This window comes from Roseovarius tolerans (genome assembly GCF_900109855.1).
Lineage (GTDB): Bacteria > Pseudomonadota > Alphaproteobacteria > Rhodobacterales > Rhodobacteraceae > Roseovarius > Roseovarius tolerans.
In genome coordinates this window covers 22,033-35,666 of the sequence record NZ_FOBO01000009.1, presented here as the reverse complement: position 1 = coordinate 35,666, position 13,634 = coordinate 22,033, and the positions used below count along the sequence as shown (strand labels likewise).

The 13,634-nt window shown below is 65.3% G+C and carries 15 protein-coding genes; 5 read left to right on the top strand and 10 right to left on the bottom strand.

Annotated elements, in window-relative coordinates:
• Nucleotide 1 precedes the first annotated feature (1 nt).
• From ureC to urtA, 10 genes are all read right to left on the bottom strand, one after another.
• Nucleotides 2-1,711, bottom strand: a complete 1,710-nt coding sequence (ureC, locus tag BMX04_RS10325) for an urease subunit alpha (RefSeq protein WP_074786184.1) — start codon at nt 1,709-1,711, stop codon at nt 2-4.
• 1 nt (nt 1,712) lies between these two features.
• Nucleotides 1,713-2,018 (bottom strand): urease subunit beta, encoded by a 306-nt coding sequence (locus BMX04_RS10320; protein ID WP_074786182.1) that lies wholly within the window; start codon nt 2,016-2,018, stop codon nt 1,713-1,715.
• Between the two features lie 10 nt (nt 2,019-2,028).
• Nucleotides 2,029-2,595, bottom strand: coding sequence for a HupE/UreJ family protein (locus tag BMX04_RS10315; protein ID WP_074786180.1), 567 nt, complete (start codon nt 2,593-2,595; stop codon nt 2,029-2,031).
• Between the two features lie 13 nt (nt 2,596-2,608).
• Nucleotides 2,609-2,911 carry an urease subunit gamma gene (locus BMX04_RS10310; RefSeq protein WP_074786178.1) on the bottom strand — a complete coding sequence of 101 codons (303 nt, stop codon included), beginning with the start codon at nt 2,909-2,911 and terminating at the stop codon, nt 2,609-2,611.
• A 10-nt stretch (nt 2,912-2,921) separates the two neighbouring features.
• Nucleotides 2,922-3,740, bottom strand: a complete 819-nt coding sequence (locus tag BMX04_RS10305; RefSeq protein WP_074786176.1) for an urease accessory protein UreD — start codon at nt 3,738-3,740, stop codon at nt 2,922-2,924.
• A gap of 130 nt (nt 3,741-3,870) precedes the next feature.
• Complete coding sequence (gene urtE / locus BMX04_RS10300; protein ID WP_074786174.1) at nt 3,871-4,566, bottom strand: urea ABC transporter ATP-binding subunit UrtE; 696 nt, start codon at nt 4,564-4,566, stop codon at nt 3,871-3,873.
• Between the two features lie 3 nt (nt 4,567-4,569).
• Nucleotides 4,570-5,310: an urea ABC transporter ATP-binding protein UrtD gene (gene urtD / locus BMX04_RS10295; RefSeq protein WP_074786172.1), complete on the bottom strand. Its 741-nt coding sequence runs from the start codon at nt 5,308-5,310 to the stop codon at nt 4,570-4,572.
• Nucleotides 5,307-6,491, bottom strand: a complete 1,185-nt coding sequence (gene urtC, locus BMX04_RS10290; RefSeq protein WP_074786170.1) for an urea ABC transporter permease subunit UrtC — start codon at nt 6,489-6,491, stop codon at nt 5,307-5,309. The genes urtD and urtC overlap by 4 nt, the downstream gene beginning before the upstream one ends.
• Before the next feature lie 3 nt (nt 6,492-6,494).
• The gene (gene urtB, locus BMX04_RS10285) at nt 6,495-8,468 is read right to left on the bottom strand and encodes an urea ABC transporter permease subunit UrtB (RefSeq protein WP_074786168.1); all 1,974 of its coding nucleotides are present in this window, start codon (nt 8,466-8,468) and stop codon (nt 6,495-6,497) included.
• Nucleotides 8,469-8,540: 72 nt separating this feature from the next.
• Nucleotides 8,541-9,821 carry an urea ABC transporter substrate-binding protein gene (urtA, locus tag BMX04_RS10280; protein ID WP_074786166.1) on the bottom strand — a complete coding sequence of 427 codons (1,281 nt, stop codon included), beginning with the start codon at nt 9,819-9,821 and terminating at the stop codon, nt 8,541-8,543.
• 586 nt (nt 9,822-10,407) lie between these two features.
• On the opposite strand from urtA, the gene BMX04_RS10275 reads away from it, so the two are divergent.
• From BMX04_RS10275 to BMX04_RS10255, 5 genes are read left to right on the top strand one after another with little or no spacing between them, the layout of a single operon-like run.
• A complete protein-coding gene (locus BMX04_RS10275; protein WP_074786164.1) occupies nt 10,408-11,013 on the top strand; it encodes a VOC family protein in 606 nt (201 codons plus the stop codon).
• The gene (locus BMX04_RS10270) at nt 11,010-11,489 is read left to right on the top strand and encodes a GNAT family N-acetyltransferase (RefSeq protein ID WP_074786162.1); all 480 of its coding nucleotides are present in this window, start codon (nt 11,010-11,012) and stop codon (nt 11,487-11,489) included. Before BMX04_RS10275 ends, BMX04_RS10270 begins: the two co-directional genes overlap by 4 nt.
• Before the next feature lie 45 nt (nt 11,490-11,534).
• Nucleotides 11,535-12,233 carry a molecular chaperone DjiA gene (locus BMX04_RS10265; protein WP_074786160.1) on the top strand — a complete coding sequence of 233 codons (699 nt, stop codon included), beginning with the start codon at nt 11,535-11,537 and terminating at the stop codon, nt 12,231-12,233.
• Complete coding sequence (locus BMX04_RS10260) at nt 12,214-13,221, top strand: endonuclease/exonuclease/phosphatase family protein (protein ID WP_074786158.1); 1,008 nt, start codon at nt 12,214-12,216, stop codon at nt 13,219-13,221. The genes BMX04_RS10265 and BMX04_RS10260 overlap by 20 nt, the downstream gene beginning before the upstream one ends.
• A 28-nt stretch (nt 13,222-13,249) precedes the next feature.
• Nucleotides 13,250-13,624 (top strand): hypothetical protein, encoded by a 375-nt coding sequence (locus BMX04_RS10255; RefSeq protein WP_074786156.1) that lies wholly within the window; start codon nt 13,250-13,252, stop codon nt 13,622-13,624.
• The last annotated feature ends 10 nt before the right edge of the window (nt 13,625-13,634 follow it).

Sequence of the window (13,634 nt, the reverse complement as noted above, 5' to 3'; positions counted from 1 at the left end):
CTCAGAACAGGAAATAGCGTTGCGCGAGCGGCAGCTCAGAGGCAGGCTCGCAGGTGAGCAATTCGCCATCCGCCCGCACCTCGTAGGTTTCGGGATCGACCTCGACCTCGGGCGTCAGGTTGTTGTGGATCATGTCGCGCTTGGTGATGGTGCGGGTGTTCGAGACCGCCACCGTCTCCTTGGCCAGTCCAAGCGCTGCGCCGATCCCGTCCGCTTGCGCGGCCTCCGAGACGAACAGCACCGAGGACCGTTCGAGCGACCGCCCATAGGCCCCGAACATCGGTCGCGAATAGACCGGCTGCGGCGTCGGGATCGAGGCATTGGGATCGCCCATCTGCGCCAGCACGATTGTGCCGCCCATCAGCACCATCTCGGGCTTCGCGCCAAAGAACGCCGGGCTCCACAGCACCAGATCGGCGCGCTTGCCCGGCTCAATGCTGCCAATATGGGCGCTCATTCCGTGCACGATCGCCGGGTTGATGGTGTATTTCGCGATATAGCGTTTCACCCGCGCATTGTCGTTGTCGCCGGTCTCTTCCGCCAGCCGCCCGCGCTGCTTGCGCATCTTGTCGGCGGTCTGCCAGGTGCGTATGATCACCTCGCCCACGCGGCCCATGGCCTGACTGTCCGAGGCCATGACCGAGAACGCGCCCATGTCGTGCAGGATATCCTCTGCGGCAATCGTCTCGCGGCGGATGCGGCTCTCGGCAAAGGCCACATCCTCGGGGATCGCCTTGTCGAGGTGGTGACAGACCATCAGCATGTCGAGATGTTCCTCGATCGTGTTGACGGTATAGGGCATCGTCGGGTTGGTCGAGGACGGCAGCACATGCTCATACCCCACCACCTTCATGATGTCGGGGGCATGCCCACCGCCCGCGCCCTCGGTGTGAAAGGCGTGGATCGTGCGGCCTTTCATGGCAGCGAGGGTGTTCTCGACAAAGCCGCTCTCGTTCAGCGTGTCGGTGTGGATCATCACCTGCACATCCATGTCGTCGGCCACGCTGAGACAACAGTCGATGGCGGCAGGCGTCGTGCCCCAATCCTCGTGCAGCTTCATCGCGCAGGCCCCGGCGCGGACCATTTCGACCAAAGCCTCGGGCTGGCTCGCATTGCCCTTGGACGACAGGCCGAAATTCATCGGAAAGGCATCCAGCGATTGCAGCATCCGCCCGATATGCCACGCCCCCGGCGTGCAGGTGGTGGCGAGCGTGCCATGCGCGGGCCCGGTGCCGCCGCCGAGCAAGGTGGTGATGCCCGAATGCAGCGCGTCCTCGATCTGTTGCGGGCAGATGAAATGGATATGCGCGTCGAACCCGCCGGGGGTGAGGATGCGACCCTCGCCCGCGATCACCTCGGTGCCGGGTCCGATGACGATCTCGACACCCGATTGCGTATCGGGATTGCCCGCCTTGCCGATGGCCGCGATTAGCCCGTCGCGCAGGCCGACATCGGCCTTGGTAATCCCCTGATGATCGACGATCAGCGCATTGGTGATGACGGTATCCATCGACCCGCCCGCGCGGGGGATCTGGCTCTGCCCCATGCCGTCACGGATCACCTTGCCGCCGCCGAATTTCACCTCTTCGCCATAGGTGGTGAGATCCCGCTCGACCTCGATGATCAGGTTGGTATCGCCAAGCCGCAGCCGGTCGCCCGTGGTGGAGCCATACATGGCGGCATAGGCGGCGCGGGGGATGGTTGTGGCCATGTCAGAGGTCTCCCATCACCTTTTGATTGAACCCGAACACCCGCCGCGCGCCGCCATAGGGAATAAGCCGCACCTCGCGTCTCTGCCCCGGCTCGAAGCGGACGGCGGTGCCTGCGGGAATGTCCAGGCGCTGCCCGCGCGCGGCGGCGCGGTCAAACGAAAGCCCGGCATTGGCCTCGGCGAAATGGTAGTGGCTGCCCACCTGCACCGGCCGGTCGCCGGTATTGGCGACCTCCAGCACGGTGACCTCCGCACCATCGTTGAGGGTGATCTCGCCCTCGGCGGGAATGAGTTCTCCGGGGATCATGATCTACGCCTCATCCTGCGGCCACAAGCCACGCGCCGAGCGCCGCGACCAGCCCGCCGCCCCCGCGCACCACGCTTTGCGAGCCAAGACGCATGACAAGCAGCCCCAGAGCAAGGCCCGCGAGATGCAGACCCATTGTTGCTATGGCAAAGCCCGCGAAATAGTCCAACGCCGTTGCCGCCCCGATCTCGGCGCCATGGGCGCCGCCGTGAAACAGACCGAATACCGACACGATACCGACAGCCCAAACCGCCGGCAGCCGCACGGCGAGAGCCACCAGCAGCCCCAGGATCAGCACCGAGGCAAGGATCAGCGGCTCCACCGCCGGGAGGGTCAGCCCGAGCAGCGCGCCGCCAAATCCAACCGCCATCGCCGTGACGAAACCCACCGGCAAGAGCCAGATCGCGCGCCCCGAAAGCACTGCGGCCCACAGCCCGACAGCCAGCATGGCAAGCACGTGATCCGCCCCGAAGAGCGGATGCGTCGCCCCGGCAGCGAAAGAGCCATGCGCCGCAGGATCGAGATGCGCAGAGGCCAGTGAAGGTGTCAGCAGCAGAACGGCGAGGATGTAGCGCATCAGAATTATCCTTTCAGCGTATGGGGTTATGGACGGTCACCAGCTTGGTGCCGTCGGGGAATGTCGCCTCGACCTGCACGGAATGCAGCATTTCTGGAATGCCCTCCATGCAGTGCTCGGACGCAATGACATGCGCGCCCGCTTCCATCAGGTCGGCCACGCTGCGGCCCTCGCGCGCGCCCTCGACCACGAAATCGGTGATCAGCGCCACCGCCTCGGGATGGTTGAGCCGGACGCCGCGCGCGAGCCTGCCGCGCGCGACCATGGCGGCGAGGCTGATCAGCAGCTTGTCCTTTTCGCGGGGGGTGAGGTTCATCGCGTGTCTCCTAATTCTGCCAGACGCGGGGCAGGGGGCCAGGGCGCAGGGCGCTGACCAGCCGCATGATCTGACGGCGCAGCGGCCAGCCGTCACCGGCCATCAGGCGGATCACCAGCTTGCCGTCAAAGCCCGACGCACCGCCGGTGACGCCGGGTTCATCCAGCAAGTCCCGCACGCGAGACGCGGCGTCCTCGGCCCCTTGCGCCACAAGCGCCAGCGTGGCGAAGGCGCGCGCGCCGTTCAGGACGGCGGGGCCAGCGGTTAGCGCCTCGGTGGCGAGGTGGAGCGGCTCGACCAGAACCGGCTGCCCTTCGCGCATGATGCGGCGGGTGTCGCGCAGGGTGGTGCGCGTCACGGTTTCGCCCATGGCGGCGCGGCCAAGGACAATCGACTCGAGGATCAGGCAGGATGCATCCTTTGCCAGGTCGATTGTCGTCTCGCGGGCCAGATGGCTGCCGTCGAACAGGATCGTCTCTTGCGGCAGCCAGTCGAGATGCGCGCCAGACGCGACCCGGTGATGCACCGTGACCCGCGCTGCCTCGCCAGTGCTGCGATAGGCGCGCTCGGCGGTCTGCGTGGTGCCGGTGGCGCGACATCCCGCCGCCAGATCGACCCTGTAGGAAAGAACGTCACCGCCTGTCAGCCCACCCGAGGTGTTGAGCAGTACGATTTCGGGGCCGGAGGGGCCGGGATGCAGGAATGCCTTGGCCGATCCCTTTTGATGCAGGCGATCAAGCCGCCCGCCATTCGGCCCCGGCAACAGCGTCACATGCGCGGCACCAAAGCTGCGTTCCTGTGTCGGGGAGGGGACGGGGCAGGCGGTCATGCAGAGTCTCGTACTAAGGTCCGCCCGAGGCTACCGCCCTCGCGCGGGACCGCCAGCGGTGGGCCGTGGACTTGCATGTGCTGCACGCATCCTCGATGCCCATATGCCCAAATAGCAGGCAAATCGCCCATCAAATGGACACTTCGCGCAACAGCCGCTCACGCTCCACCATCGCGGCAGGCTCCGAGAGCCGCACCTCGCCGCGATTGAGCACCACCAGGTCGTCAGCCAGATCATAGGCGAAATCGAAGAACTGCTCGACCAGCACGATGGCGATCTCGCCCTCGTCGCGCAAAAGGCCGATCACCGCGCCGATCTGCTTGATGATATTGGGCTGGATGCCCTCGGTGGGCTCGTCGAGCAACAGCACGCGGGGGCGTGCGATGAGGGCGCGGGCGATGGCCAGTTGCTGCTGCTGCCCGCCCGACAGATCACCGCCGCGCCGGTCGCGCATCTGCTCCAGCACCGGGAACAGTTCATAGATGCGCGCCGGAATCGTGTGATCGGATTTCGGCAGGCAGGCAAAGCCGGTTTGCAGGTTCTCGGTGACCGTCAGCAGCGGAAAGATCTCGCGTCCCTGCGGAACATAGGCGATGCCCGATTGCGCGGCCTGCGCGGCGGATAGATGGGGCAAGTCGCGCCCGTCGAGGCTGATCCGCCCGTCTGAGTAGGGATGCCGCCCGGCGATGGCCTTCAACAGGCTGGTCTTGCCGACGCCATTGGTGCCCATCACCGCCGTCACCGCGCCAGGCCGGGCGGTGAGGCTGACGCCATAGAGGATCTGCGAGGCGCCATAGTGCAGGGTGAGGCTGTCGACGCTCAGCATGGATTATCTCCCGAGATAAACATCAATGACCTCGCGGTTTTGCGTGACGTGATCGAGGCTGCCTTCGGCCAGAACCGACCCCTCATGCAGCACCGTCACCTTGCAATCGAGACGGCGGACGAATTCCATGTCATGCTCAATCACCACCACGGCGCGGGTCTGCGCCGCGCGCTTGAGGATATCGGTGGTGTGCCCGCGTTCGGCGGGGGTCATCCCGGCGGCGGGCTCATCGACCAGCAAAAGGCGCGGATCCTGCGCCAGCAGCATGCCGATCTCCAGCCATTGCTTTTGCCCGTGGCTGAGGTCCCCGGCGCGGCGGGGCAGGTCGTCCGCGAGACCGATTTCCTGGGCCAATTCCGCGATGCGTGCGGCCCCCTTTGACGAACGACGATAGAGCAGCACGTCAAACGGCCCGCGCTTGTTCTTGAGCGCCATGGCGAGGTTTTCGCGCACGGTCTGTTCCTCGAACACGGTGGGTTTCTGGAACTTGCGACCGATGCCCGCCCGCGCGATTGCGCTTTCGCTCATTCCCAGAAGTGAGATGTTTTTCTCGCCCCAGATCACCCGGCCCTCGTCAGGCCGCGTCTTGCCGGTGACGATATCCATGAAGGTCGTCTTGCCCGCGCCATTGGGGCCGATCACCGCGCGCAGTTCCGGCTCTGCCACCTGAATCGAGAGGTTGTTGATGGCGCGGAAGCCGTCGAAGGTGACCGAGACGCCGGAGACTTCGAGAAGGGTGGTCATGATTTCCTCACCAGCATGTCAAAGAGCCCGCCGATGCCGCGCGGGAAGAACAGCGTGACGGCGACGAAGCCGAGGCCCAGAAGCACCAACCACCAGTCGGTCCAGTTGATCGTGTAGAAGCCGAGGTCGATATCGGGCGCGCCGCCGCCGGTGAACCAGCTTGAGGCGAGGCTGACGACCGCTGCCCCGATCACCGCGCCATAAAGCCGCCCGCGCCCGCCGATGGCGACCCAGACGGCGAGGTAAATCGACGCGATGGGCGCGATTTCGGCGGGGTTGATGATGCCCGCCTGCGGGTAATAGAGCGCACCGGCAAGGCCCGAGACGATTGCGGTGAGGGTGAAGATCACCAGCTTGTAGCTTTCGACATGGTAGCCGAGAAAGCGCACGCGGTTCTCATTGTCGCGGATGCCGCGAATGACCGAGCCGAACTTGCCCGATATGAGCCAGGCGAAGAAGAGATAGCCCAGGCCAAGGGCTGCGGCCGAGGCCCAGAAGAACCAGAGCGCGATGGTGGATTGCGGCAGGTGCAGGAGGCCCGGGATGTTTTGCAGGCCCGAGAGCCCATTGTTGCCGCGCAGCCCGGTGTCGTTCTGAAAGAGGTAGAGCGACAGCGCCAGCGTCATCGCCTGTGTGAGGATCGAGAGATAGACGCCAGTGACGCGGCTGCGGAACGCCAGCCAGCCAAAGACCAGCGCCAGCAGGCCCGGCACCAGCACCACCAACAGAAGCTGTATGAAAAGGCTGTCGGCGAACGCCCAGCTCAGCGGCAACTCGTTGCTGCCCACCACGCCGAAAATCTGCGTGGCGATGGCGTCGTTGATCTCCTCTTGCGTGGGTGGGATGGGGGCGTTTGCGAGCGAGTCCACCACGATGCCTTCGGTGCGGGCATACATCAGCCACATGCCGATCGCGTAACCACCCAGCCCGAAAAAGGCGAAATGCCCCAGGCTGAGGATGCCGCAATAGCCCCAGACCACGTCCATCGCCACGGCAATGAGGCACAGGCAGAGCGTCATCCCGAGGATCTTGACCATCGAGGTCGAGAGGAGCGCCATGCCGAACCCTTCGGCCAGCACGGTGACGCCGAGGGTGAAGAGGCCGAGAAGACCGAGGAACCACATGACCGACGGATTCTCGGCCAGAAAGCTGCGACGCGGGGTGATGTCAGGTTTCCTCATGGCTCAGTCCCCCGCCGCGCGGCCCTTGAGGGCAACGATGCCCTTGGGCCGGAACTGGATGAAGAGGATGACGAACAGCACCATGTAGGTCTGCGCCGCCAGCGTGTTCGACGGGTTGAACCACTCGATCCCCTTTTGCAGGAACCCGATCAGCGAGGCCCCTGCGAGCGTGCCCCAGACATTGCCGACGCCGCCCACCACCACCGTCATGAAGCTTTGCACGATGTAGTTGGCGCCCATTTCCGAGGTGACCTGCGCATAGAGCCCGATGGCCACGCCCGCGATCCCCGCGATGCCGGAGCCGAGGCCGAAGGTCAGCATGTTGATGCGGTCGGGGTTGATCCCCATCGAGGCGGCCATCCCGGGGTTTTGCGTGACTGCCCGCACCTCCAGCCCCAGCCGCGTGCGTTTGAGAATGTAGAGCAGCAGCGCGAGGAAGATGAGGGCGAGGACGAAGATCGCCACGCGGATGGTCGAGATGCTGACGATATCGTTGAGGGTGATCGCCCCGCCCAGCCAGTCGGGGGCGGTGAGGGGCCGCGCCTGCGTGCCGAAGATGTTCTTGGCCAGTTGTTGCAGGGCGATGGAGATGCCGAAGGTGGCAAGCAGCGTCTCAAGTGGCCTTGTGTAGAGATGGCGGATCACCAGCCGCTCCATCGCGACGCCCGCGCCGAAGGTGACGGCGAAGGCCAAGGGCAGGGCGATGAGCAGGCTGACGGTGTAATCGGGGATGAAAAGCTGAACGACATAACCCGTGTAGGCCCCCATCATGATGAACTCGCCATGCGCCATGTTGATCACGCCCATGACGCCGAAGGTGATCGCGAGGCCGATGGCCGCGAGAAAGAAGATCGAGGCGAGCGACAGTCCGTCGAGCACAAGATCGGCGGTCTGGTAAAGGCCGAGGGTGCGCGAGGTGGCGGCGAGCGCGTCCTCGGCGGCCTGCGTGATCTGCGGGTCGGGTTGCAGGTATTCGGCGTAGAACGCATGGGCGGCGACGGCCTGCGCCACTTCGTCGGGGGCGGCGCGGGGCGGCACCGTGCCTGCCTGTTCCAGCGCCTCGTAGGCGCGGGCGCGGGCGGCGGTGGTGTCGAGTTGGTGCAGCGGCACCCCGCCGACGCTGCCATCCACGATATGTTGCGCCAGCACGTCGCGCAGGTCGGTCGCGGTCTGGCGCGGCGGGGCGAGGTCTGCGGCGACCAGTCGGTCATGCGCCTCGGCCTCGGTGAGGTCGGTGCCGACCTCCAGCACGCGGGCGAGGTTGATGTCGTCCGGCAGGGTCTCGGCCACGCCGTCGCGGGTGGCGGTGAGTTGGTTGAGCACGCTGCGCGCCTCGATACTGGTATCGCCGCCAAGCCCGGCGATGGCGTCGAGACGCTCGGATTTGGTCGCCCCGAATTGCGCGACGAGCAGGGTGAGCAGGCGCTCTTTGCGGGTCTTGAGCGTGGGGTCGGTCTCGCTCTCGATGCTACCTGCCAGCGGCGCGATCTGGCTGGCATCCGCGCTGCGCGTGATGGCTTCCAGTGCCTCTGCCCGGCGGGCGGGGTCGGGGGCGTTCAACTCATATGGTACGAGGGCGGCGGCGAGTTCGCGGCGCACGCCCGCATTGGGGCGGATCTGGTCGACGTCGCGGCTGCCCACTTCGGCCACCGCCGCGCCGCTGTCGATGTCGATGAGGCGCAGGCTGCCGCCCGCCTCCTCGGCATAGAAGAACAGGCCGTCCTCGGGGCGCAGATAGACCTCGCGCGCCTCCCATTTGCGCAGGAAATCGGCCATGCCGGAGTGATCCGACGCAAGCAGATCCGCGATCACCGGGCCAATGGTCTGGCGCGAGGGCTTGGCGAGATCGGCCTGGTGCTCTTGCAGGAGCGGTTGCAACGTGGCCTGCGCCCTTGCCTCATCCGGGCGCAAGACCAAAGCGCAGGCGACGATGATCAGCAGCGCCACGGCGCGGGCAAGGAGGGCGGTGAAACGCATGGTCGGTTCGGTCCTGAGCGGGAAAACTGCGAAAAGGGGGCCGCGCGGGTGTCGTCCGCGCGGCCCGGCAGCTTAGTAGTTCGACGTCATCTGCACGCAGGTGCCGGTCTCGGTGTTGTACATGCCGCAGCCCAGCTCCTTCCAGTCGCTCTTGAGCGGCGCGCTCTCGGGCAGGTGGTCGGTCCAGGCATCGCCCGGCACTTCCGCAGTCTGGCTGATGATGTCGAACTGACCATCATCGCGAATCTCGCCGATCAGCACCGGCTTGGAGAGGTGGTGATTGGCGTTCATCACCGCCGTGCCGCCGGTGAGGTTGGGGTATTCCTGCCCCCACATCGCCTCGCGCACCGCGTCCACATCGGTGGTGCCCGCCTCGGTCACGGCATTCACCCACATGTTGAAGCCGATGTAATGCGCCTCCATCGGGTCGTTGGTGACGCGCTCATCGCCGGCATAGGCCTTCCATGCCTCGACGAATTCGGCGTTGATCTCGGTATCGGCGGATTGGAAGTAATTCCACGCCGCGAGATGCCCGACGAGCGGCGCGGTATCGAGGCCCGAAAGCTCTTCTTCACCGACCGAAAAGGCCACCACGGGGATATCGGCGGCATCGACGCCTTGTGCGGCCAGTTCCTTGTAGAAGCCGACATTGGCATCGCCGTTGATGGTCGAGATCACGCCCACCTGCTTGCCCGATGCCCCGAGGGCGACCACGTCCGAGACGATGGTGGCCCAGTCGGAATGGCCGAACGGGGTGTAGTTGACGAAGATATCCTCATCCGCGATGCCCTTGGACTTGAGGTAGGCGTCGAGGATGTTGTTGGTCGTACGGGGATAGACATAGTCGGTGCCCAGAAGCGCGAAGCTCTCGACGCCCAGTTCCTCGAGGAAATAATCCACCGCCGGGATCGCCTGCTGATTGGGCGCGGCCCCGGTGTAAAAGACGTTCTTCGAGCTTTCCTCGCCCTCGTACTGGACGGGATAGAACATCAGCCCGTTGAGTTCCTCCAGCACCGGCAGCGCCGATTTGCGGCTCACAGAGGTCCAGGAGCCGAAGATCACATCGACCTCGCTCACGGTCAGCAATTCGCGCGCCTTTTCGGCAAAAAGCGGCCAGTCTGAGGCGGGGTCGACCACCACCGCCTCGATCTCGCAGCCCAGAAGACCGCCCTTTGCGTTCTGCTGTTCGACCAGCATCAGGACGGTATCCTTGAGCGTGGTCTCGGAGATTGCCATCGTGCCCGAAAGCGAGTGCAGCACACCCACCTTCACAGGGCAGTCCTGCGCCAGTGCGGGCGCGGTAAAGAGTGCAGTTGTCGTGGCGAGGCTCGCCATCAGGGTCTTGGTTTTCATCTCTCGGAAACTCCCATGTCAGGGCTGCGCGGGCGGCACGGGGCGGCTTTCCAAGCCGATTTCCCGCTGCTAGGCTTGCGCGGCAGCATCTTGTGTGTTGTTGCCGTCCAGCGGTTTCTAGTCTGCCCGGACCGGGGCCGCTGGTCGGTATTTTCGCCCTATCGGGCAGCGTCATCCAACATCGCAAGATGAGGCTGCGCCAATGATTGGCGCTTGGTGGCGCGTTATATGCAGCGCGCAGCCGCTTTTTTGGGCGGTTTTGGTGCAACCTGCCTATTTGTTTCGCAGTGCCGCACGGCAAATTCGCTGCACCGCGGCATTTCCTGTCCTCGATCATGGTCTCGATCAGCGACCATCTGTCGGTTGCCGACAAGCACGGCACCATCGCCGCCCCCACACGCGCAGGGCCGATCTCGTTCCGCACGATGGCTGGAGCCTGTGGAACTCAGCATCGCGCCGCAGCTGGACGGCCTAATGTCAAATTGGTGGCGCGCGCGCCGTGGATGTGTTGGATTAAGGGGCGCTGCCCCCGTCGCGCCTGCGCGCGACTCCCCCGGGATACTTGCAGCAAGATGAAGGACAGGGCATGCGGCTGGATCATCTGGCAGTGGCGGCGGAAAGCCTGGACGAGGGCCGCGCCGTGGTCGAGGAGGCGCTGGGCCTGACCTTGCAGCCCGGTGGGCGGCACGCGCATTTCGGCACGCATAATCTGTTGATGGGGCTGGCGGATGGTCTTTATCTGGAGGTGATCGCGGTCGATCCCGAGGCGCCTGTGCCGGGCTATCCGCGCTGGTTCGATCTGGACCGGTTCCATGGCGCGCCGCGCCTGTCGAACTGGATTTGCGCAGTCGATGATCTGGAGGCCGCGATGACGCGTTCCCCGGAGGCGGGCGTGGCGGTCGATCTGGCGCGCGGCGATCTGCGCTGGCGGATGGCGGTGCCGGAGGGTGGCGTGCTGCCCTATGACAACCGCTTTCCGGCGCTGATCGAATGGCAGGCAGGCGGGCATCCCTCGGCGCGGCTGGCGGGGTCGGGCGCGCGGCTGGAGCGGCTGGTCGTGGCGCATCCCGAGGCGGACGCGTTGCGCGCGGAGTTGAGTGAGTTGAGTGACCCGCGCGTGGTGTTCGAGCAGGGCGCGCCGGGCCTGCGCGCTGAAATTGCCACGCCTAACGGGATGAGGGTGCTGGAATGATCATCCGGCGGGCGGAGACGGGGGATATTCCCGCGATCCTCGACATATGGAACCCGCTTATTCGCGACACTTCTGTGACCTTCACCACAGTGGAAAAGACGGCGCAGGGGCTGGCCGATGATCTGGCCGCGCGCGGCGATGCCTTTTTCGTGGCCGAGACGGCGCGTCAAATCCTGGGCTTTGCCACATATGGCGGGTTTCGCGGTGGGCCGGGTTATGCCCACACCGCCGAGCATAGCGTGATCCTCGCAGGCGATGCGCGCGGGCGCGGCGTGGGCCGCGCGCTGATGGCGCGGCTGGAGGATCACGCCCAAGCCAAAGGGATACATGTGCTGATCGCCGGGGTGAGCGGGGAAAATGAGGGTGCCATCGCCTTTCACCGCGCCATCGGCTTCACCCAAGGCGCGCGCCTGCCCGAGGTCGGGCGAAAATTCGACCGCTGGATGGATCTGGTGCTTTTGCACAAGCGGCTGTGACGGTTTGCGCTGACACCGGTCGCGATTGGCGCTAGGCTCCGGCCCATGTCAATTTGGACCCGCATATCAGAGGCGGTGCAGGCGCTGGCCAATGGCGAGAGCCTGACGGCTGTTTTCGACCGCCTGCGCAGCCCGCCCGAGCGCAGCGTCGCCTTTACCATCGCGGTGATCGCGCTGTCGGCCAAGATGGCCAAGGCCGATGGTCTTGTGACGCGCGACGAGGTGACGGCGTTTCGCGAGGTGTTCCAGATCGCGCAGGAGGAAGAGGACAATGCCGCGCGGGTCTTCAACCTCGCGCGGCAGGACGTGGCGGGATACGAGGATTATGCGCGCCGCATCGCGCGGATGTTTCAGGAGGCTCCCGATACGCTGAGCGATCTGATGGAGGGGCTGTTTCATATCGCGCTCGCCGACGGGATCTATCACCCCAAGGAAGATGCGTTTCTTGCGCGCGTGTCCGAGATTTTCGGGCTGGAGGAGGCGCGGTTCCGCCGGTTGCGGTCGCGCTTTGTCGAAGGCGAGCATCCTGATCCGTGGTCGGTGCTGGGGGTGACGGCGGACATGCCGCTGGATGACATTCGCAAAGTCTGGCGGCAGATGGTGCGCGATTGCCATCCCGACCGGATGCAGGCGCGCGGCGTGCCGAAAGAGGCGGTGAAGCTGGCCGAAAAGCGGCTGGTGGATATCAACCGCGCCTGGGAGGAGATCAGCGAGGCCCGTGCCGATGCGGATCGCCACCTATAACGTCGAATGGTTCAACGCGCTGTTCGACGATGCCGGGCGGATGCTGGAGGATGCGGAGTGGTCGGCGCGCTACGACGTGACGCGGGCCGATCAGCTGGCTGCACTTCGGGTGGTGTTCTCGGCGCTCGATGCCGATGCGGTGATGGTGATCGAGGCCCCCGACCATAACGGGCGACGCAGCACCGTGACGGCGCTGGAAGGGTTCGCGGACTGGGCCGCGCTCAGGGCGCGGCGGGCGCTGATCGGGTTTGCCAACGACACGCAGCAGGAGATTGCACTGCTTTATGATCCGGACGTGATGAGCGCCGTTCATGACCCGCAAGAGGATGACGTGCCACGCTTTGACGGGCAGTTCCGGATCGACCTCGATATCGACGATCGCGCCGACCGGGTCAGCTTTTCCAAGCCGCCGCTGGAGGTGGCGGTGAGCCTGGCGTCGGGCCGCACGCTGCGGCTCATCGGCACCCATCTCAAATCCAAGGCGCCGCACGGGGCCAAAAACCGCGACGAGGCGATGCGCATCGGCATCGCCAACCGCCGCAAGCAACTGGCGCAGGCGGTCTGGTTGCGGCAGCGGATCGAGGCGCACCTGGCGGCGGGCGATGCGCTGATGGTGATGGGCGATCTCAATGACGGTCCGGGGCTCGATGAATACGAACATCTCTTCGGCCGCTCCTCGGTCGAGATCATCGCGGGCGAGGGCAACGACGCGGCGCAATCCCTCTATGATCCGCATGCGCGTGCGGCGCTGACGCAGCGGATCGGGGCGGGGCACAGCACCTCGCGGTTCTACCTGCGCGATCAGAAACGCTATATGCAGGCGCTGCTGGATTACATCCTGATTTCACCCGATCTGATGGCGCGGCGTCCGGTCTGGCGTATCTGGCATCCGTTCGACGACCCCGAATGCTGGGTCAAGCCGCTGATGCGCGATGCGCTGCTGACGGCGTCGGATCATTTCCCGCTGACGCTGGATATCGAGTTGTGATCTTAAAATCGTCATCGGGGGGTGTTATATGGAACGCATGACATACCGGCCACTGATCCTTGCCCTCGCTCTTGCCCTCTCCGCTCCCGCCTTCGCGCAGGAGACCGAAGACGAGGGCCGTTCGCTCATGGAAGAGGGCGCGCGTCTGTTCTGGGAAGGCATCCGCCGCGAGATGGGCCCGGCGCTTGAGGAGTTTCAGGACCGCGCGCAGGAGATGGAGCCGGCGTTGCGCGAGTTTGTCGAGGAGATGGGCCCGGCGCTGCGTGGCCTGATGGATGAGGTCGGCGATCTGAGCGCCTATCACGCGCCCGAGGTTCTACCCAATGGCGATATCATCATCCGGCGCAAGACCCCGCAGGAATTGCAGGACGCGCCCGCGCCGGATGGCGAAATAGAACTGTAAACGAGGCGGC